The organism is Herbaspirillum sp. GW821-FHT09A12 (genome assembly GCF_059418325.1).
This window is the reverse complement of sequence record NZ_JBWKPR010000002.1, coordinates 163,178-184,117: the sequence shown is the minus strand read 5'-3', so window position 1 is coordinate 184,117 and position 20,940 is coordinate 163,178. Positions and strand designations below refer to the sequence as shown.

Here is a 20,940-nt window from a genome sequence, read left to right as displayed (position 1 = left end):
AAATAAAAGCACCAAACCGTATGCAAAGAAAAAAGCGGATAGGGGTGCAAACGGGAAGACGCACTGAACTGCAAAACCAACAGCAACAAAACATCCGGCGGGTGAAACAGGGAGCGGCACACTGCCTGGCCGATTACGCCAACTGATGGCATCAGCACGGAACGCATTTCGCCCCCGGGCATGAGATGCGCGCCAGCCGATGCGCACGTACGGCGCGCCATGGGGGCGCGCTGACGCATTCCGGGCTTGCTGGTACAACCTGTCGCGACAGGCACGGCAAACGCTTGGCAGTGGGCGCTTGGCGGCGGGAAGCTGCATGACCACAGGTGTTATCAATATTCGTCTACATGGGAAAACAGAAAAAGACCGCCGGACGAGCCGGCAGCACCCTCAGGACCCTGTTGATCTTCGTCGCCTTCGTCGGCTCGTTTATCGTCATCCAGACATGGTGGGAGATCCGCCAGGATCGCCTTCTGACCATCGAAGCGGAAAAGAGCAGCTCGATGGTCGCCGTGCGCAGCGTGCAAGAACACGCCGAGCGCGCCTTCCGCGACATCGACGCCATGCTGCGGGCGACTTCCGAGGCCATCCATCGCGCCGACCACAACCTGCTCGACGACAGCTCCGGCCTGCACCGCCTGCTTACCGAGCAAAAGCAGCCGCTGCAGCCGGTGCTGGCGCTGCGCTATGTCGCCCTCGACGGGCTCAGCCGCGCCAGCTCCCTGTTGCCGCTGGAACAGGAAAACGTCGCCGACGACCTCAAGCTGAAGTATGCCGACCTCGATCCGGCGCGTCCGCGCCTGTTCGTCGGCCAGCTCACCCGCAGCCATTACAACCGGGAACTGGTGCTGCCGGTGGCGATGAACCTGTACGACAGCGCCGCCCGCCCGGCCGGCATGCTGGTGGCCGAACTGCGCGCGGCCTACTTCTTCGACTTCTACAAGCACATCACCAACTATCAAGCGATCGTCTCGCTGCGCAGCGACGACGGCGCGATGATGATCCGTTCCCCCTTCGAAGAGCGCTGGCTCAACACCAGCATGCGGGACGCCAGGAGCATGGCCAGGATCAGCAGCGGCCCGGAAGAAGGCGGTTTCGAGGAAATCTCCTACCTGACCGGCGAACAGCTGCTGTTCACCTACAAGCGCCTGCAGGACTGGCCGATGCTGGTGGTGTACGCGCGCCGCATGGACGATGTGCTGGCCCCGTGGCGCAGCCGCACCGCAAACCGCATCCTGCTGGCTACCGGCATCCTCGGCTTCATCCTGATCGCGCTGATTTCCTTCCTGCTCTACTATCGCTACCAGCGCCGCATCGACAATGCGCTCTCGGTCAGCGAATATCGCTACCGCAAGCTGTACGAAGACGGCAACGACCCTATCGTGCTGATCTCGGCCGACCTGCGCTATCTCGATTGCAACGCGGCCGCGGTGCGTTTTTTCGGCGTGCTGGACAAGCAACGCATCATCGGCCGCAAGGTCGGGCTGTTTTCGCGCCACAAGTCGCTGCACATCGCCCAGCCGGACATCGACGACCTGGTCGCCAAAACGCTGTCCGGCCAACCCCAGCAGTTCGAATGGGTGACGGTACGCCGCAACAAGATCATCTATACCGACGTCACGCTGCACCGCGCCGAGCTCGACCGCAGCTACGCGATCTTCACCATCCTGCGCGACATCACCGCCCGCAAGCGCGCCGAACTGCTGCAAAACGAGCAAAACCGCGTGCTGCATATGGTGATGGCCGACGAGGACCTGGATGCCATCCTCTCCGGGATCGTCAGCTTCGCCGATTCGCAGATCCCCTACAGCGCATGCTGCATCCTGCTGGTGAACGAACATGCCTCGCATTTCACCTCGATGCTGAGCCACCGCCATCCGGAACGCATCGTGCGCATGCTGCAGGGCATGGCCATCCGCCACGGCAACGGCGTGGCCGCGGAGGCGGCGCTGCGGCGCGCGCCCAGCATCGTCACCGACATCGCGCGCGACCCGATGATGGAGCATCTGCGTCCGTTGATCGACACCGCGGCCTATCCTTCCTGCGGCGCCTGGCCCATCATCGGCAAGGAAGGCCAGCTGCTCGGCGTGTTTTCCGCCCTGCTCAAGGAAAACCAGGCGCCCAGCAGCGAATACCTGCAATTGGCCAACATCGCCGCCGACCTGGCCTGCGTGGCCATCGAAAGCCGCCGCGCCGACGAGCGCATCCGCCACCTGGCGCACTATGACGAACTGACCGGGTTGCCCAACCGCTTCCTGTGCACCCAGCACGTAAGCAATGCGATCACCCACGCCGAACACCGCGACGGCATGGTGGCGGTGCTGCTGCTCGACCTGGACCGCTTCAAGAACATCAACGACACCTTCGGCCACGAGACCGGCGAGGCGGTGTTGCAGGAAATCGCCCAGCGCTTCCGCGACAGCCTGCGCGAGCTGGATATCCTGGCGCGCGTGGGCGGCGACGAATTCATCGTGCTGGTGGATGACTTCGACGATCCGCTGCAACTGGGCGAGATCGCGCAAAAACTGCTGGCCGAAGCGCGCAAGCCTTTCATCATCGCCGGCCAGGAAGCGACGCTCTCGGCCAGCATCGGCATCGCCACCTATCCCGGCGACGGCAACAACGCGCAAGCGCTGATCAAGAACGCCGACATCGCCATGTACCGCGCCAAGCACCACGGCAAGGACGACTACCGCTTCTTCTCCGACGAGGTCAACACCAACACGGTCGAACGCATCGCCCTGGAATCGGAACTGCGGCGCGCCATCGAACGCGGCGAGTTCGTGGTCCATTACCAGCCCAAGGTCAACCTGGCGGGCGCGCACATCGTCGGCGCCGAAGCGCTGGTGCGCTGGCAACATCCGGTGCGCGGCCTGCTGCCGCCGGGGGAATTCATCATGCTGGCCGAAGAAACCCGCCTGATCGACCAGATCGGCCTGGCGGTGCTGGACGCCACCTGCCGCGATGTCGGCCAGTTGCTGGCGCGCCGGCTGGAATTCGGCCGCATCTCGATCAACCTGGCCGGCAGCCAGTTCGGCGACGCCAACCTGCTGGAAGACATCAAGCGGGTGGTCGAGCGCCACGGCACGCCGCCCTCCTGCCTGGAGTTCGAGATCACCGAGAGCATGGTCATGCACAACCGCGACCAGGCCATTGCGATCATGGACGGCATCCGCGCCGAAGGCTTCACCATCTCGATCGACGATTTCGGCACCGGCTATTCCTCGCTGGCGTACCTGAAGCGCTTTCCGGTCAATACCCTGAAGATCGACAAGTCCTTCATCAGCGACATCCCGGACGACCCCAACGACAGCGCCATCGTGCAGGCCATCATTGCCATGGGCCATGCCTTGAACCTGAAGGTGGTGACCGAAGGCGTGGAAACCGAAAAACAGTTGAATGCGCTGCGCGAATTCGGCTCGGACGACTATCAGGGCTATTACTTCAGCAAGCCCGTCCCCTATGCCCAGTTCCTGCAGTTGCTGCTGGCGCAGCAACCGACTGCCACGCAGGAGGAGATGCCGTTGTAAGCAACGCTGCGCGCTTGCCTGGCTACTTCGAGGCCAGCCGGTCCACCTGGTAGAGCGCCGGGAACAGGCGTATCCACAACAGCACGATCAGGAGGGTGCCGATGCCGCCGATCAGCACCGCCGGCACCGCGCCGAACCAGGCCGCCGTCAGGCCCGATTCGAACTCGCCCAACTGGTTGGAGGTGCCGATGAAGACCGAGTTGACCGCGCTCACGCGCCCGCGCATGTTGTCCGGCGTTTCCAGCTGGACGAAGGAAGAGCGCACCACCACGCTGATCATGTCGGATGCGCCCAGCACCGCCAGCGCCAGCAAGGACAAGGCGAACGAACGCGACAGGCCGAAGGCGACGGTCGCCAGGCCGAACACGCCCACCGCGATGAACATGGTGCGCCCCACCCGCCCGCGCAAGGGATTGCGCGCCAGGAACAGCGCCACCGCCAAGGCCCCCACCGCGGGCGCCGAGCGCAGCAGGCCCAAGCCGGCCGAGCCGGTCTGCAGGATGTCGTGCGCGTACACCGGCAGCAGCGCGGTGGCGCCGCCCAGCAACACGGCGAACATGTCCAGCGAGATGGCGCCGAAGATGGCCGGCTTGCTGCGGATGAAGGCCAGTCCCGCGAACACCGAGGACAGGCTGGCGCCGGCCGGCTTGGCCGCCGGCGCGGAAGCGGCCGATGGCGGCCGCCTGATCAGCGACAGCATCAGGCTGCACAGCGCGAACAACACGCAGCTGCTGGCATACACCACGGCCGGGCCGGCCACATAAAGGAAACCGCCCAGCGCCGGGCCGATGATGATGGCGAACTGGGTGGCCGAAGCCGATCCCGCCACCGCGCGCGGCAACAGCGACGGCGGCATCAGGCCGGGCAGCATGGCCGACATGGTGGGCTTGGAAAAGGCGCGCCCGGCGCCGATCACGAAGACGATGCAAAAGATGATGTCGCGATTGAGCCAGCCGCCGATGCTGCCCAGCGCCAGCGTGGCCGCCGCCAGCGCCTCCACCAGCGCGCTCAGGCGGGCGACGTTGCGGCGATCGTGCTTGTCGGCCACATGGCCGACCACGAACACCAGGATCAGCGAAGGAATGAATTGCACCAGGCCGACGATACCCAGGTCGAAGGCGCTGTGCGTGAGCTGGTAGACCTGCCAACCGACGGCGACGATCTGCATCTGCAAGGCGATGGTGGACGCCACGCTGGCGCCCCAGAACAGTTTGAAGGCGGTATGGTGGCGCAAGAGCTGGCCGGCCTCGGCCTGGCCCGAAGTGGGAGTGGATGTGGATGACATGAAGCGATCAACGCGCTGGCAGGCGAAAATGATTTTCTTGTGGCCGGCAGCCTTTTTCCTTGCCCATGCATTGCTCACGGCAGGAAGCAGGCGCCGGGTTTCGGCGTATCCGGTGACCGGTCTTGGCGCCGGCCCGGCCGCGTCCTGCAATGAAGAAGCGGCGCAGATATACTACCCGATCCGGCGCGTCGCGCCTGCGCCGACAATGACAAGGAGAAATGCATGCAGTATCGCCAACTTGGCCGCACCGATGCCAAGGTCAGCCTGATCACCCTGGGCACCATGACCTGGGGCCAGCAGAACACCGAAGCCGAAGCCCATTCCCAGCTCGACCTGGCGGTGGAACGCGGCGTCAACCTGATCGACGTGGCGGAAATGTATCCGGTGCCGCCCAAGGCGGAAACCCAGGGCCTGTCCGAACGCTACCTGGGCACCTGGCTGAAGAAATCCGGCCTGCGCGACAAGCTGCTCATCGCCACCAAATGCACCGGCCCCGCGCGCAAGCCGCACAACCCGCGCCACATCCGCGGCGGCGTCAACGACCTCGACCGCAAGGGCCTGACCGATGCGCTGCACGGCAGCCTGGAACGGCTGCAACTGGAGCACGTCGACCTTTACCAATTGCACTGGCCCGACCGCAGCGTCAACAGCTTCGGCCAACTCGATTACCAGCACGTGGCCGACGAAAAGACGGTGCCGATCGAAGAGACGCTGAAGGTGCTCTCCGAATTCGTGCAGGCCGGCAAGATCCGCCATATCGGCCTGTCCAACGAAACCTCATGGGGCGTGGCGCAATTCCTGCGCGCGGCCGAGCAGCATGGGCTGGAACGCGTGGTCACCATCCAGAATCCGTACAACCTGCTCAACCGCACGTTCGAGATCAACCTGGCCGAATTCGCGCACCGCGAACAGGTCGGCCTGCTGGCCTACTCGCCGCTGGCCTTCGGCATGTTGAGCGGCAAATACCGTAATGGCGCGCGCCCCGCCGCCGGCCGCCTGACGCTGTTCGAGCGTTTCGTACGCTATGCCAACCCGCAAGCCGAACGCGCCACCGCCCAATACGCGGCGCTGGCCGAGCGGCACGGGCTGGATCCGGCGCAGATGGCGCTGGCCTACGTCAACAGCCGTCCGTTCCTGAGCTCCAACATCATCGGCGCCACCACCCTGGAGCAGTTGCGCAGCAACCTGGATAGCCTGCAAGTGCAACTGAGCGATGAAGTGATCGCCGGCATCGAAGCCATCCACAAGGAACAGCCGAATCCGGCGCCCTGATGCGGATGCCTTGATGCACACTCTTCGCACCAAAAACAAAACCGGCCTGATGGCCGGTTTTGTTCTCATGACATTGGCATTGCATCCATTTCAATCGCCGCCGCTTTCCGTCGCGGCGGCCGCTTGCGCCTCTTCCCTGCGCGCGCCGTAGCGTTGCGCCAGCACCGCGCACACCATCAGCTGCAATTGATGGAACAGCATCAGCGGCAGCAGCACCATGCCGATGGCGCCGCTGGAAAACAGCACCTTGGCCATCGGCACGCCGCTGGCCAGGCTCTTCTTGGAGCCGCAAAAGACGATGGTGATTTCATCTTCCTTGTTGAAGCCCAGGCGGCGGCTGCCGTAGGTGGTGATCAGCATGATGGCGGCCAGCAGCAGCACATTGATCACCAGCACCGACACCAGCATGGCAGGCGGCACCTGGCGCCACAGGCCCTGCGCTACCGCCTCGCTGAAGGCGACGTAGACCACCAGCAGGATGGAGCTCTGGTCGACGAACTTGAGCCAGGACTTGTTGCGCTCGATCCAGGCGCCGATCCAGGGACGCAGCACCTGGCCGGCGACGAAAGGCAGCAATAGCTGGTAGACGATCTTGAGGATCGAGCCCAGCGAAGCATGGCCGTCGCCGTTGTGCGCCACCACCAGTATGCCCACCAGCAGCGGCGTGAGGAAAATGCCCAGCAGGTTGGAGGCGGAAGCCGCGCAGATCGCCGCCGGCACATTGCCGCGCGCGACGGCCGTAAAAGCGATGGACGACTGCACGGTGGACGGCAGCACGCACAGGAACAGCAGGCCGAGATAGAGCTCGGGGGTGATGAAGTAAGCGAGCAGCGGCTTGGCGGCCAGGCCGATCAGCGGGAAGATGGCGAAGGTGCACAGCAGCACCGTGACATGCAAGCGCCAGTGCGTCATGCCGGCCACCACCGCCTCGCGCGAGAGCTTGGCGCCATGCATGAAAAACAGCAGCCCGATCATGAACGTGGTCAGCCAGTCGAAACCGACGGCGACATCGCCCGTGCAGGGAAAAATGGACGCCGTCGCCACCACGGCGATCAGCAGCAAGGTCATGTTGTCGGGTAGGAAGCGCGGGCGGGCCATGGCGTTGTGGTTGACTTTTTCGGTTGACTGTTTCGGGGTTCTCGGTGCTTGCTCTGGATGCGGGAAGGCGGCTTGCGAAAAGCCGCCCGGGGATGGTTCAGACCTTCTTGACGAACTCGGTCTTGAGTCCCATCGAGCCGAAACCGTCGATCTTGCAATCGATGTCATGGTCGCCGTCGACCAGGCGAATGTTCTTCACCTTGGTGCCCATCTTGACCACGCCGCCTCCGCCCTTGAGCTTCAGGTCCTTGATCACGGTCACGGTGTCGCCATCCTGCAGGACGTTGCCGGCGGCATCGCGCCAGACCTTGGCGGCTTCGACGGCAAGCGCGGCTGGCTGCGCCGACCATTCATGCGCGCATTCCGGGCAGACCAGCATGCCGCCATCCTCATACGTGAATTCGGATTGGCATTGGGGGCAGGCAGGCAAGGTACTCATGGCGGATTCCTGTACGGAAAATGGAAAGGCGGGATTGTACCGCGCCGGGCCCGGGCGGGCCTTGCGCAAGCTCAGGCGGGCAATAAAAAACGGCAAATTCCTTGATCAGAATTTGCCGTTTTGCCAAGCCATTCAGTGCCGCAATCTCACCAGAGCCAGAACATCAGCAGCCAGGCATAGTTGACCAGGGCCAGGCCGCCGACCAGCGGCGCCATGGCGACCAGGCGCTGCGGCCAGGACGTGGCGTAGCGCGCCACCACCTTCCAGGCCAGCACCAGGCTCCACAGCGTCATCGCCGACAGCAGCGCGGCGCGCACGTCGTTGGCCCAGTACACCGGCCAGTGCTCGGCGCGCAGCAGGCTGATGGTGGTCGCCGACAAGCCGACGAACACGCCGCAGCCTGCCAGCGGGATCAGCGACTGCACCAGGTGGTTGAAGCGGCTCCATTCCCACTTGCCCAGGAGGCGCGTGCCAAGGGCGAACAACAGCGACACCCCGGTGCCCAGCACCAGCGCGGTCGCCATGATGTAACCCACCACCATGGCGCCGTCCAGCCAGGTGAAGACGTCGCTTTGCTGCGGGTAATTGGTCAGCAGCCACCAGGGGGCCTGGGTGCCGAAGGGCCACATGATGTCGCGCTCGATCAGCCAGGTGGCGATGCCCTGCTTGATGGCGATGAACCAGGGGCTGGCGGTCCAGTGAAAGGCGCCGATGGCGATGCCCAGCAGGCCGTAGAGCACCAGGGCGCTTTCCCACAGGTTGTTCTGGGTCTTGCCGAACTTGACCACTTCGATCGTCGGCGCCCGGAAGCTCAGTTCGATGGCGTCGCGATGGCCGCTGCAGCGTCCGCACATATGGCAGTCCGAGGCGCCCTTCATGTTGCGCAACGGCACCAGCGGCGCGCAATTGATCGGGATGATCTTGTGCCGGGGATGATAGGAGGCGCGCCAGGCATCCTCGTTGACCTTGTAGTGCAGCGGCGCCAGCTTGGCCAGCAGGCCGAACACGCCATTGACCGGGCACAGGTACTTGCACCAGACGCGCTTGTCGCGGCCGTACAGGTAGCCGACGATCATGGCGCCGACGGTGGAGCCGCCCAGCACCAGCAGCACCGCCTTGGGATATTGGTAGACGCTGACCATCTGGCCGTAGACCGTGGTCAGCGCGAACGCGGCGAAAGGCCAGCCGCCCCAGCGCATCCATTTGGGAATGGCGCGGCCGCGGCCGTGCTTGCTGGCGAATTCGGTCAGCGCGCCTTCCGGGCACAGCACGCCGCACCATACGCGCCCCATCAGCACCATGCTGACCAGCACGAACGGCCACCAGATGCCCCAGAAGGCGAACTGGGCGATGAGCGTCATGTTGGACCAGAGGTGGGCGGTTTCGTCAGGCAGCGGCAGGAACACCGGCACCAGGATCAGGATGGCGTACACCGCCACCACGATCCACTGCAAGCCGCGGATGAATGCGCCGTTGCGGCGCATCCAATCGCCCGTACGCGAGAGCAGGGTCGGCGATTGCGCACAGGTATTCATAGCGGGCTCAGACGGCTTCTTGCCTCGTCGGCTGAGGCTTTGGTTTGCGGTAAAGCGCCGAGCATACCACAAGCCAATAAACCACATAGACGATCACCGAGAGCAGCGCCGGGCGTGCGCGGTAGCCGGTCAGCGTCGACAGCAGGCTGCCGATGGTGGAAGAGTCGTCCAGCAGGCGGGAGGTGTCCCACACCTGCGCCGTCAATGTCATGGTCCAGTCGGCCGAGGCCAGCGCGTCGGAACTTTCCAGCAGCACGTCGAACAGCTTTTCCACGCCGGTGACCAGGAGCCCGGCCGCCAGCAGCAGCAGGATCACTTCGGTGACCTGGAAGAAACGGCGCCAGGAGAAGATCTTGCCGCCCAGTTGCAGGATGTAGAAGGTCAGGAAGGCCAGGCCGAAACCGATGATGCCGGCCAGCACCAGCGAGGCCGTGCTGGCATCCTGCTGGCCCAGGCCGATGCCGTACAGGAACACCGCGGTTTCACTGCCCTCGCGCGCGATGGCCAGCGCCACCAGCACGAACACGCCCCACCAGTTGCCGCTCTGCACGCTGGACTGCATGGAGCTTTCCATGTCCTTCTTGAGCGTGCGGCCGTGCTTGCGCATCCAGAACACCATCTGCACGATCAGCGCCGAGGCGATCAGCACGATGGCGATCTGGAAGTACGTCTGGGCGTCGCCCGCCAGCAATTCGGAAAAGCCCAGCAGCGCCGCGCCCAGCGCCAGCGCCAGCAGCACGCCTGCCGCCACGCCGCTCCACAGGTACGGCAAGCCGCGGCGCGCGGAGATATCGCCGTTCTTCAGCCAGGCATACAGGATGCCGACCACCAGAAGCGCCTCGACGCTTTCGCGCCAGACGATGAACATGACCTGTCCCATTGAAACCCATCCCTTGCAAAACTTGCTTCGTTCAATCCATTGCGCCCGGCCGCATGGCAGCCGGGGCGACGCCGTTGCTCCCCGCGTCTCGCGCTTGGGGCGGTGTACCGCCCTTTGTTTTGGGCGGCATACCACCGCCTTTTTTTTCAACCCCGCATCCGGGCGCGCTCCGGTGCGGTTTCCAGGTCGCCCGGTTTATTTGGCGACGATCACGCCTTGCGGCATGTTCAGGTGAAAATCGTCGAAGAACTTGTACTCGCCGGGACGCAACGGGGCGATCACCACGAAGGACTGGGCGCCGGGCGCCAATACCTTTTCCTTGCGCAGTTCGATGCTTTCGAACTCGGCGGCGGATTTGCCGATGTTGTGGATCTCGATCTTGATGCGCTGGCCGGACGGCACTTCGATGCGCGGCGGGATCAGCTTGCCGTCCTGCATTTCCAGCTTGAAGGTCGGCAACTCGGAGGCCGACGCCAGCGAGGCTCCTGCCAACAGCAGCACTGCGCCGAGCATCAGCCGGGCTTTGCGTAAAAACATGGGCGCTCCAGAACTCTGGGAACCGGTTCAACTCTCGCCGAGACCTTGAACAGGTTCACAATGGAAGCCGGCTGCTCTGGCGATCAGGCAGCCGGTATTCAACACTGCACAATGGCGGCACTGCGCGGTTCTGTGGCAGGAGGCTCCCCTCCCGCCACGGAACCGGCACGGATCAGTAACCGCCCTTCTTGCCGATACCGGCGAAGGTGAAGTCGTAAGTCAATTCGAACGTCTTGAACCAGGGGCCGACACCGGTTTCCTTGTCGACGTGGCGGCCGAAGTGGGCATGCTCGTTGGCGGCCGGCGAGGAGATGGTCAGCTTCAGCTTGTACTTGCCCGGGCCTTCCAGCTTGACGTTGTCGCCATAGTGCGGACCGTCGTTGGCCACCATCGGCATCATGTCGCCCTTGATGGTCTTGGTGGAGCCGGCCTTGGTCAGTTCGTACTTGATCACCAGGTAAGGCATCCAGTCGCCTTCGGCGAAGCCGTTGGGGTTCTTGGCCACGGCGCGGATGTCGGCTTCCAGGTGGATATCGGACTCTTCGGCCTTGCGCATCATGCCGTCCGGTTCCATCTTGACCGGCTGCAGGTAAACGGCATTGACTTCGAAACCGTTCTGGATCTGCGGCTTGCCGATCGGGTATTCGGCGGCCATGGCCACACCTGCGGTACATGCCATCAAGGCGGCGGCAACAGCGAGTTTCTTGATACCAATCATCTTAGTGTTCTCCTGGTCAATCAAATGATAATGATTAGCATTAATTGTATCATTTATAAATAGCGGCTGCATGTCCGGATGGAAACCAGGCGACGCGATTGCCCCATGCCCTTCCGGGCATAAAAAAAGCTCCTCATCGAGGTAGTGCCGTTCAGTTAAGGCTCATTCTGAGGCACCCATCACAGAAGCCCGTTCGGGCTGAGTAGGCCCGCCAGGGCCGTATCGAAGCCAGCGTGTCAGCGTCAGCGGTCTTGCCTGCCCTTCGATACGCTGCTGCGCAGCTACTCAGGGCGAACGGAGTCTGAACTCCATAAACAAAAATGCCGTTCAGCGCTTAACTGAACGGCATTATCCTCATCGAGGAGCTTTCTCTTGCTGCAGGGACAACGGATTGTTTCAATCCCCGCGCTGCCCAACTGGAGGGATCAGAATTCCTCCAACTCCATTTCCAGCTTCTTCATCGTGGAAGCATTGCTCTTGAGGCGCGCACTTTGCGGGGTGATGTCGATCGAGCCGCGCGCAATGGACGGCGCCGCGGCGGCCGGGTTGGCCAGGCGGTTGGCGTCCAGCTTGAAGACGCCGACCACCCGTTCCAGCGTCTCCGCCTGCTGCTGCAATGCCTGCGCCGCAGCGGCCGCCTCTTCCACCAGCGCGGCATTTTGCTGCGTGGTCTGGTCCATCTGCGAAACGGCCTGGTTGACTTGCGCAATGCCCGAACTCTGCTCTTCGCTGGCTGACGCGATATCGCCCACGATCTGGGTGACGCGCTCGACGCTGTCGACGATCTCGCTCATGGTGACGCCGGCCCGCTCGACCAGCTTGCTGCCGGTGCCCACTTTGTCGACCGAGTCGTCGATGAGCATCTTGATTTCCTTGGCGGCCGCCGCCGAACGCTGCGCCAGCGAACGTACCTCGGAGGCCACCACCGCGAAGCCGCGGCCCTGCTCGCCGGCACGGGCCGCTTCCACCGCCGCATTCAGCGCCAGGATGTTGGTCTGGAAAGCGATGCCGTCGATCACGGCGATGATGTCGACGATCTTGCGCGAGGAGTCGTTGATCGAGTTCATCGTCTCGACCACCTGGCGCACCACATCGCCGCCTTGCGAGGCGATATGCGATGCCGACAGCGCCAGCTTGTTGGCTTCGCGCGCATTCTCGGTGTTTTGCTGCACCACCGAGGTCAACTGCTCCAGGCTCGACGCGCTTTCTTCCAGCGCCGCCGCCTGTTGCTCGGTACGGGAAGAGAGGTCGGCATTGCCGGCGGCGATCTGGCGTGCGGCGACGGTCACGGAATCGGTCGAGCTGCGGGTAGTGGTCACGACTTCCACGATGCGCGCCAGCAGCTTGTTGAAGGCAGTGGCGGTACGGCCGATCTCATCCATGCGCTCGACCGGCACCGGACGCGACAGATCCAGCGTCTGGCTGACATGCTCGAAGGTGCGCTGGATCTTGGACAGGCTGCCGCTCACATGGCGCAGCGTCTGGAAGCCCAGCAACGCGGTCAGCAGCACCGCAACGACGATCACCGCCACCATGGTGCGAAAGGCGAAGGCGTAAGCCTCGTCGCTCTCGGCGCGTATCGCGGCAATCAGCTTGCCGCTGGCGACGATGTGGTCGTCGATGCCCTTCTTGGCGGCAGCGGCGGTGACGGCCAGCGGCGTGCCGGCTTCCAGGGTGGCGCGCACGGCGTCCATGTCGTTGGCGTAAGCGGCGGCGAAGAACGGCACCAGCGCCTTGCGGTAGGCCTCGACGTTGGCCTTGTCGATCTCCATCAGCTTGCGGTCATCGTCGTTGAACACGCGCTCGCGGTCATAGCGCGCAAATTCGTCATCCAGGGATTTATTGGCGGCATCGACCGCCTTTTGCAGGGTGGTCTTGTCGGGCAGGTTGGCAAACACCGACAGGCGATAGCCGGCCAGGCGCGAATCGGCAATATAGCCCTTCAGGGCATTGAGGCTTTCGATGCCGGGAATGATGCGGTTCTGGATCGTGTCCAGCCGTTGCTGGGCACGCTGCAATTGCCACAGGCCGTCGACGCCGACGAACAGCAGCGCCAGCAAGGCGGTCGATAAAGTAATGATCAGGCGCTTGGTGATCGTCATGATGAAAAGTCCATGAAATGAGTGAGCAAAACCGGGAACATGTCCCGGCGCCGTTGTTGTCTCCGCCTCCGCGATGCCTGGGGCGCCGGCAGGTTCTTATGCCGCCAGCGGCGCCGCCCGTTCCGGCACGCCCAGCGCATCGCCATGCGTGCGGCAGAATTCGAGGCCGGCGCGGTAGCCGACATCGAACAGCAATTGCATGTTGGAAGATGACCAGTCCAATATCTCCGGCCAATGCTGCTGCGGCACATCCCTCATCAGGTCGACCTTGAGCATCTTGCGGCGCGGCTTGCCGGTGGCCGGATCGGTGTTGTGTTCGAGTTCGAACAGGCGTTGCTCGGCCTTGGAAATCTTGACCAGCGGCGTGATGATGGAACGCACCCAGGCATCGTAGAGATTGCGCGGCTTGCGGATCAGGCGATCCTCGCCCAGGATGTCCAGCACCACCAGCGTGTCGACATCGCCGTGCAGCGGTGGCTCGCCGTTGGCGCCCGGGATGAATGGATTGAAGTTGAGGGTATCGAGCGCCGCGCCTTCGATGTAGTTCTCGCCGTCGATCTCGGTCGGCGCATAGAGGAAGGGAAACGACAGCGACGCCCGCACATGGGCCGCGGTAATGTCGCGCTTGCCCCAGACCTGCATGCGATGGCGATCGATGTTGTAGGCGTTGATGTAGAACTCCGGCCCCATCCTGGCGACGGCGTCGAAGTCGATGGATTGCTCCAGGAACGGCAGGTGCGCGCACAAGCCCAGGCTGCCGGAATTGAGATCGGAGGGCGACAAGGCCGACATCAGCAGATGCATCCAGTCGTTCCATTTGGCCGAGGCTTCGGCGAAATGGTGGGTGAACATCTCGGCGAACGGGTTCACCCCCATGCTGGGCAGGCTCTTGAGCTGCGCCATCATCGAATCGCGGTAGCTTTCGGCTTGCGATCCGGGTTTCTTGAACACCTTGTAATTGACCGGGAACAGCTTGTAGATGCTGTCGGCCACGCCGACCTCGGCCCAACGCATGAGCGCCTCGCGCGGCGATGCGTCGCGCGGCGCGGTGTACAGCAAGCCCATCAGGACCCCGGCGCCGGACGCCGAAATGACGTCGAACTCGACACCCTCTGACAGGAATGCCGCCAATGCCCCCGCGATCAGCGTCGAATTCGGCGCACCGCCCCCGATCACCAGCGCCTTTTTCCCCTGCCCTTGCGAATTACCCATGAAATTCCCCCGTATGCGCGTTTGCCCGCCAGGTTTCCCCACCATCGCGCTGCATGAAGTTGCTCAGGGAGGCATGGCCTCCCGACGTAACTATCGCGTACGTCCTGAATATAGCCGCAAAGCAACTTCCGATTCCCAGGCTGCGCGATTTTATTCCCGCATATCAGGCATTCAGAAATTTAATAAGCTTGGCCTGGCATAGCCAACAAGGAAAAGTGAACGAGCGTTCAGCGGTAAGACCAGCCATTTGTAATCATGCCGTAAGGAAACTAAGATAAGCCAGTCGGCCATGTTTACAACACCGTGCCGTCTTGCGAAGGCGGAACGGGCGTCAACATCAAGGCTTATCCACAGGCGGGAGCCGATGTGATTTTTTAACTGGAGCCCTCCAGCCTTTGCCCAAGAGCACCAATTCAATCCCATCAGGATTGAGTCAACATCCCCGCCAAGCGATTATCTTCGACCAGGAAGTGAATAAACTTAGCCCATGCCTCACACATGGAGCTAGACGTGTCCCTCCCCGAAAATTCGTTTCCATTCGTCGTCCGCACCGATGCCGCTGGAGAATCGCGCGATGTCATGCGTCGCGTCTTTCCTCGGAACGGACTTGCCGTCGGCCTGATCCTTCCGTTAGAAACGCACCCTGGCAAGCCCGCGCCCAGCATTGCGCAACACGCGGCCATGGCGCGGCTTGCCGAAGAAATGGGCTTTGCCTCGCTGTGGCTGCGCGATGTGCCCTTCTACGATCCCAAATATGGAGACGTTGGGCAGGTCTTTGAGCCTATGGTTTATATGGCTCACCTGGCAGCGGCGACAACATACATCGCCCTGGGCACGGCAGGAATCGTATTGCCATTGCGCGAGCCAAAGATTCTCGCCAAACAGGCCACATCCATCGACCAGCTCTCCAGCGGCCGCCTGCTGATGGGCCTCTCTTCCGGCGACAGGCCCGCCGAGTATCCGCTATTCGATATCGACTTCGAAACGCGGGGCGAACGCTTCCGGGATGCGTACCAGGTCTTTCATGCGGTCTCATCGGAACGCTTTCCCGCCTTCTCATCGTCGCGCTTTGGGCGCGCTGCCGGCACGCACGACTTGATTCCCAAGGCATACGCGGCCCCCATTCCATTCATATCGATTGGACGCGCCAGCCAGTCGGCTAGCTGGCTGGCAAGACATGCCAACGGATTGATAGTCCCGGCGCCGGCCTCCGGCGACTTGCGCGGACTCGTCGCGGATTGGGCCGTTGCGGTGGCAGAGGAATGCGGGGCCAACATCCACAAGCCGATAGGCGTGGCCGGATTTCTCGACCTCGTTGAGGACAGACGCCACCCCTTCGAACGTATCAGAGGCGGATTTCGCACCGGAAGCGAGGCGCTGGCCACCTTTCTCAACCAGGCCGCTGAAGCTGGCGTGGAGCATGTCGCATTGAATCCCAAGATCAGCCGGCGTCCATACATAGACGTGATGACCGAACTGGTCGAGAAGGTCTTTCCCGCTGTCGCTCTTTACCAGAAGTCAGAAGACTACGACGAGGCATTTTAAAAATCATCAACCGATTTGAATCTCAAATGAGCATCCTATTTTCCACCTTCAATCTCGCCGGACTGCATCTTCCCAACCGTACGGTAATGGCGCCCATGACGCGTGCGCGTTCGCCCAATGGCATACCGAACGAACAGACAGCGCTGTATTACAGACAACGCGCCACGGCGGGCCTGATCATCAGCGAGGGAATCCCTGTTTCCCAAGAAGCAACGGGGTTCCTTTTCAATCCGGGTCTTTATACCGACGAACAAGCAGCCGGCTGGCGACAGGTCACCGATGCCGTGCACGATGCGGGCGGGCGCATCTTTGCGCAGTTATGGCACGTCGGCCGCCTCTCCCATACATCCTTGCAAAAGGATGGCGCCCTCCCCGTCGGCCCCGTCGCGCGCGCGGCAGAAACCTCATTCGCTTACGGATGGACGCAACCAGGCGTCGCCGGCATGGTTCCCGCAAGCCAGCCGCGGCAACTCACCGTGGGCGAAATTTCCAGGATCATCGACGACTTCGTTCGCGCGGCGCGGATGGCAATACGCGCCGGCTTCGACGGCATCGAACTGCATGGCGCCAATGGATATCTGTTCGAGCAGTTCATCAACGCAGAGCTGAACACCCGCACGGATGCTTATGGCGGCTCGATTGATAATCGCCTGCGGCTGATGCTGGACACGATCGACGCCCTCATTTCCGAAGTGGGCGCCAATCGCCTGGGAGTAAGGATTTCTCCCTTCGGCCGTTTGTACGACATGCAGGCCTTCGCCGATGAGGCTGAAACATGGCTCACCGCAGCCAAAGCGCTTAATGCGCGAAGTGTCGCTTATGTACACCAGAGCGATCAGTTTGCATTAGGCGAAAAACCCATTCCCCCTGATTTCGGGGTCGACTTCCGTCAAGCGTTCCACGGCACACTCATTGCGGCCGGTGGTTTCAAACGCGCCAGCGCCGAAGCTGCGCTGGAAAATCACGTTCTTGACCTGGTCGCCTTTGGCCGGCCCTTCATCGCCAATCCGGACCTGGTTGAGCGCATGAAAAACGAATGGCCCCTGGCGGAGGCGGAACGCGCCACTTTCTACGGACTTCACGGCGCCAAGGGATACACGGACTATCCCCCATACGCACCTCGGCAAGAGGCTGCCACTACGGAGCGGCATGCGCTCCCTCACTTCAACGCATAGGCAAAAGATGAACGACAAACTGCAACAGCTCCTCGATATCGAGGAAATCAAAAACCTCCGCATCAAATATGGCCACCTCTTGGATAGCAACAGCATCGCCGACCTGGGAGAGCTGTTCTCGGTCGACGCGGTTGTCGACGTTGGACAAGGAAGCTTGCATGGACGCGAAGCGATCTGTGCCGGGCTCGCCCGGGCATTCGCGGAATACGACCGCGAACAACGCGGCAGCTACCCGTTCTTGCATTCCGTGACTAACCAATGGGTCGAATTCATTGATGCCGACACCGCCCAGGGGCGCTGCTATTTGCTTGACCTGCACACCGTCGCCAACCCGCAACGGGACCAATGGATTCTGCTCGGGATGTACGCAGATGAATATCGCCGCATCGATGGACGCTGGCGCATCACGCGCTCCCGCCTGGATATCGCATGGCCGGCACGCAACATCGGCGGCGGGCATCCCGCTCGGGGACTGGTTCTGCCGGACGCCTGAGCAGGCCCTCTCACGCAGCACGCTATCCAAATCATCCGGGAATTCAAAAGATGCAATCCTCACCAACCGTCAATGAACAATCATCAGGCTCGTCATTGCATGAGCACGCCCCATTCCATCGTGTTTTCACGCCGGGGAAATTGACCTTCGGCCTTATCACACCGCTGGAAGCCTATCCCGACTCCCCGTTCCCGACGTTAAAAGAGCATGAGCGGATGGCCAGGCTGGTCGATGATGCGGGCTTCGCCAGCATCTGGCTCCGGGACGTCCCCTTCTTCGATCCGACCTTTGGCGACGCCGCGCAGATGATCGACCCGTTTGTCTATGCAGGTTTTCTGGCATCGGTTACCAAGCGCATTGCCATCGGCACGACCGGCATAATCCTCCCCCTCAGGGACCCCGTTATCGTGGCCAAGCAGGCGGCCTCCGTTGACCAATTGACAGGCGGCCGCTTTATCCTGGGTCTATCAACTGGCGACCGGCCATCGGAATATCCGGCATTCGGCGCCGATTTTGATAACCGGGACGCGCGATATCGGGAGGCGTTCAAGCTGATCCGCAATCTCCACGAAAACAAATTTCCGCAAGCGCACACCGCCTACTATGGAGCGCTGAGCGGGGATTTGGATTTGGTGCCCAAGCCGGTGCGCAAGTCCCTGCCCATGATTGCCGTGGGCCGCTCGCGCCAGCCCATCGAATGGCTGGCAAATAATGTCGATGCCTGGATATGGTCGGTTGACGATGCGCAGGCAATCACCGATATCGTCGCTCGCTTGAAAGCCCATGCCGGCAACAAACGGCCGCCGTCGTATGGCTACGCTACCTTCTTTGACCTGGACAAGAATCCTGATGCGCCGCCGCGGCGCTTCTACAATGTGGTGCGTATTGGCCGCAAGGCGCTGATCGAGAGTTGGCATGCACAACAGGAATTGGGCGTCACGCACGTCACGCTGAACATGAAGCCTTCGCAACGCCCCGCCGAGGAAGTCATCGCCGAGATGGGAGAGCACGTACTTCCGCTGTTTGGCGGCGCTCCGGCCGGCACTGGGGACGATGCATGAAAAACAATATGGAACAACGGGCAGCCATTCGCCGTGTCGTTGACGGTTTCTTTCTCGGATGGGCTCAAGGGGATTGGAAGGATATAAGCGACTCCATTGCGCCGCATGGCAGGCTGATCAGCAATCAGCATCCCGACGGCATCGGCCCCGAGGGATTTAGGCAATCGCTCGCGTCCGATATCGAACCGGGCGGTATCCAGCATCGAACGAGCAACCACTATATCGGCGGCCACGAAGAAAAGGCCGTCGCCAGCGCCTATTTCATTGGGCTTAAAAACCGCGGGACATCGGCTTTGCTATTCGGCGCGACCGTCGTCATGACGCTCTCAAAGTCCAGGGAAGGCGCATGGCTTCTCACATTGGCCCGGATTTCAATTAACTGGCAGCGCGGGGATAGCCGGCTTGTCGGTCCGTGGCGAAATCCACCGGCCAATCAAGGCTGGCAGTTGGGTGATGCCCCTCCCGTTCTGGTGAGCGAACTGGATTCCCCCTGGGCGCAGTTGAAAGCGTCGACACTGGCGGGAAACCCGGAAGATTCGGTAGCGGAGCTATACAGCAAGTATTCATGGGCGATTGACCAAGGCGATATCGCTTTATTGAGCGACTGTTATACCGAAGATGCGGCAGGCGGGTTCTCGCCCATGGGCCAGCTGCAAGGACGCCATGCCATTGTCGGCCAGCTCAAGAGCTTCCGTCGCCATTGGCCCTGGATGCAGCATTTTGCCGATGCGGTTCGGGTGGAAATCGAGGATGACGGCCGCCACGCCAGGATGATCATGGCGCGCATCATTCCTGAAAGACCCGTTGACGATGCGGGGCGGGCGGTCTATGGCGCTCACTATCAGCTGCGGGCACGCCTTGAAAACGACGGCCAATGGCGCTTCTGCTGGAGCGATTATCGAGCCGGCTGGTTTTCAGAAAGCGAAGTGCCTGAATTCGATTTGTTTCATACGGCAGCTTGAACACGCCTCCGGCGCCAGGGAGCAGAAGGCGTGTTCAAGCTGCCCCGCCCGGGCATGCGCCATCATGGCTGGAAGATGGACCCCGGTTCCGCGGCAACGGCAGCAAACGCTTCGATCGCAACCCGCATTTTCGGTTTGATGTAACGGGTGACAGGCCAAATCAGATTGATTGGCATCTCGGCGCCCTCGAATTGGCTCAGCACCGTGACCAATGAACCGGACAACAAATGGTCGCGCACCAACCAGGTCGGCAGTTGGCAAAGCCCGCAACCGGCAAGCACGGCGCCAAGCATCGCCTCGCCATCGCCGAATTCATGGCGTCCCGCCACCGCTTGCTCACTGACAGCGCCATCGTCCCCACGCAGCAGCCAGGCAGCGCGCTTCCGGGCCCTCACCCCCACAATGCAGTCCCACTGCAGCAAGTCATCCTTGGCGGCTGGCGTCCCCTTCCTCTCCAGATAGGATGGCGCAGCGCAGATGACCAGGCTTTGCGTTCCCAAGCGCCGCGCCACCAAGTCGGCGTCATTTTCCAACTCTCCGATACGGACGGCCAGATCGATCCCCTCATCGACCAGGTCGACCTTGCGTTCAGTGAAGGTGACCGATAAATCGATCCTTGGATACTTTTCCGTCAGCGCGATCAAAATGGGCAAAAGGTGCCGGCGGCCGAAGAATGCGGGCAGGTCTACCCGAAGCCGGCCTGCGGGAGAATGCTGGCCGGTCGCCATTCCATCTTCGGCCTCGCCCAAATCGTCCAGCACTTGAAGACACACTGCGTAATACGCCGTGCCCTCCTGGGTCAACGTCAAGCGTCTGGTCGTGCGATGCAAAAGCTTGGTGCCGAGGCGCGCCTCCAACCTTGATACGCTCTTGCCCACTCCGGATGCAGTTACCCCTCGCTCAACAGCCACGGCGGCGAAACTGCCAAGCCGCACGGCAGCTACAAAATCATATATCCCATCGAAACGGTCGTTATTCTGCATCTGTATGAATTTCAAATTAGCGGTATCGGGGCGTTTGCCATTGGCGGACAGCCGCGCGCCTACATCCTAAACAATTCCCTTCCATCACGCTCTTGCCCCTTCAGATGAAATTT

General features: G+C 62.1%; 17 protein-coding genes. 7 read left to right on the top strand and 10 right to left on the bottom strand.

The features are described 5' to 3' along the window. Window positions 1-347 precede the first annotated feature (347 nt). Complete coding sequence (locus tag AC07N6_RS05915) at window positions 348-3,530, top strand: EAL domain-containing protein (protein ID WP_494779391.1); 3,183 nt, start codon at window positions 348-350, stop codon at window positions 3,528-3,530. A gap of 22 nt (window positions 3,531-3,552) precedes the next feature. Here the strand turns inward: AC07N6_RS05915 and AC07N6_RS05910 are convergent, their stop codons facing one another. Beyond that, entirely contained in the window at window positions 3,553-4,815 is a 1,263-nt protein-coding gene (locus tag AC07N6_RS05910) for an MFS transporter (protein ID WP_494779390.1), read from the bottom strand. Window positions 4,816-5,037: 222 nt separating this feature from the next. Here AC07N6_RS05910 and AC07N6_RS05905 point away from each other — a divergent pair, with 222 nt between their 5' ends. Then, complete coding sequence (locus AC07N6_RS05905) at window positions 5,038-6,087, top strand: NADP(H)-dependent aldo-keto reductase (protein WP_494779389.1); 1,050 nt, start codon at window positions 5,038-5,040, stop codon at window positions 6,085-6,087. A 90-nt stretch (window positions 6,088-6,177) separates the two neighbouring features. Here AC07N6_RS05905 and AC07N6_RS05900 read toward each other — a convergent pair whose 3' ends face one another. The 8 genes from AC07N6_RS05900 to AC07N6_RS05865 all read right to left on the bottom strand — a co-directional run bounded on the left by AC07N6_RS05900 (window position 6,178) and on the right by AC07N6_RS05865 (window position 14,608). Further along, window positions 6,178-7,185 (bottom strand): bile acid:sodium symporter family protein, encoded by a 1,008-nt coding sequence (locus AC07N6_RS05900; protein ID WP_494779388.1) that lies wholly within the window; start codon window positions 7,183-7,185, stop codon window positions 6,178-6,180. A gap of 97 nt (window positions 7,186-7,282) precedes the next feature. Next, window positions 7,283-7,624 carry a zinc ribbon domain-containing protein YjdM gene (locus AC07N6_RS05895; protein WP_494779387.1) on the bottom strand — a complete coding sequence of 114 codons (342 nt, stop codon included), beginning with the start codon at window positions 7,622-7,624 and terminating at the stop codon, window positions 7,283-7,285. 146 nt (window positions 7,625-7,770) lie between these two features. After that, window positions 7,771-9,108, bottom strand: coding sequence for a 4Fe-4S binding protein (locus AC07N6_RS05890; protein ID WP_494780245.1), 1,338 nt, complete (start codon window positions 9,106-9,108; stop codon window positions 7,771-7,773). A 58-nt stretch (window positions 9,109-9,166) separates the two neighbouring features. After that, a complete protein-coding gene (locus tag AC07N6_RS05885; RefSeq protein ID WP_494779386.1) occupies window positions 9,167-10,039 on the bottom strand; it encodes an FTR1 family iron permease in 873 nt (290 codons plus the stop codon). A 195-nt stretch (window positions 10,040-10,234) separates the two neighbouring features. Then, window positions 10,235-10,576: a cupredoxin domain-containing protein gene (locus AC07N6_RS05880; protein ID WP_494779385.1), complete on the bottom strand. Its 342-nt coding sequence runs from the start codon at window positions 10,574-10,576 to the stop codon at window positions 10,235-10,237. A gap of 172 nt (window positions 10,577-10,748) precedes the next feature. Continuing rightward, window positions 10,749-11,294, bottom strand: coding sequence for an iron transporter (locus AC07N6_RS05875; RefSeq protein ID WP_494779384.1), 546 nt, complete (start codon window positions 11,292-11,294; stop codon window positions 10,749-10,751). Window positions 11,295-11,719: 425 nt separating this feature from the next. After that, entirely contained in the window at window positions 11,720-13,396 is a 1,677-nt protein-coding gene (locus AC07N6_RS05870; protein WP_494779383.1) for a methyl-accepting chemotaxis protein, read from the bottom strand. 96 nt (window positions 13,397-13,492) lie between these two features. Beyond that, window positions 13,493-14,608 carry a patatin-like phospholipase family protein gene (locus AC07N6_RS05865; RefSeq protein ID WP_494779382.1) on the bottom strand — a complete coding sequence of 372 codons (1,116 nt, stop codon included), beginning with the start codon at window positions 14,606-14,608 and terminating at the stop codon, window positions 13,493-13,495. A 510-nt stretch (window positions 14,609-15,118) separates the two neighbouring features. Here AC07N6_RS05865 and AC07N6_RS05860 point away from each other — a divergent pair. Genes AC07N6_RS05860 through AC07N6_RS05840 form a run of 5 tightly spaced genes read left to right on the top strand, consistent with a single transcriptional unit; the run spans window position 15,119 to window position 19,844 of the window. Then, window positions 15,119-16,153 (top strand): TIGR03571 family LLM class oxidoreductase, encoded by a 1,035-nt coding sequence (locus tag AC07N6_RS05860; protein WP_494779381.1) that lies wholly within the window; start codon window positions 15,119-15,121, stop codon window positions 16,151-16,153. Between the two features lie 26 nt (window positions 16,154-16,179). Beyond that, window positions 16,180-17,328: an alkene reductase gene (locus tag AC07N6_RS05855; RefSeq protein ID WP_494779380.1), complete on the top strand. Its 1,149-nt coding sequence runs from the start codon at window positions 16,180-16,182 to the stop codon at window positions 17,326-17,328. A gap of 7 nt (window positions 17,329-17,335) precedes the next feature. Beyond that, entirely contained in the window at window positions 17,336-17,821 is a 486-nt protein-coding gene (locus tag AC07N6_RS05850; RefSeq protein ID WP_494779379.1) for a nuclear transport factor 2 family protein, read from the top strand. 50 nt (window positions 17,822-17,871) lie between these two features. Beyond that, entirely contained in the window at window positions 17,872-18,882 is a 1,011-nt protein-coding gene (locus AC07N6_RS05845) for an LLM class oxidoreductase (RefSeq protein WP_494779378.1), read from the top strand. Then, complete coding sequence (locus AC07N6_RS05840) at window positions 18,879-19,844, top strand: nuclear transport factor 2 family protein (RefSeq protein ID WP_494779377.1); 966 nt, start codon at window positions 18,879-18,881, stop codon at window positions 19,842-19,844. Before AC07N6_RS05845 ends, AC07N6_RS05840 begins: the two co-directional genes overlap by 4 nt. 62 nt (window positions 19,845-19,906) lie before the next feature. Here the strand turns inward: AC07N6_RS05840 and AC07N6_RS05835 are convergent, their stop codons facing one another. Next, a complete protein-coding gene (locus AC07N6_RS05835) occupies window positions 19,907-20,827 on the bottom strand; it encodes a LysR family transcriptional regulator (RefSeq protein ID WP_494779376.1) in 921 nt (306 codons plus the stop codon). Window positions 20,828-20,940 lie beyond the last annotated feature (113 nt).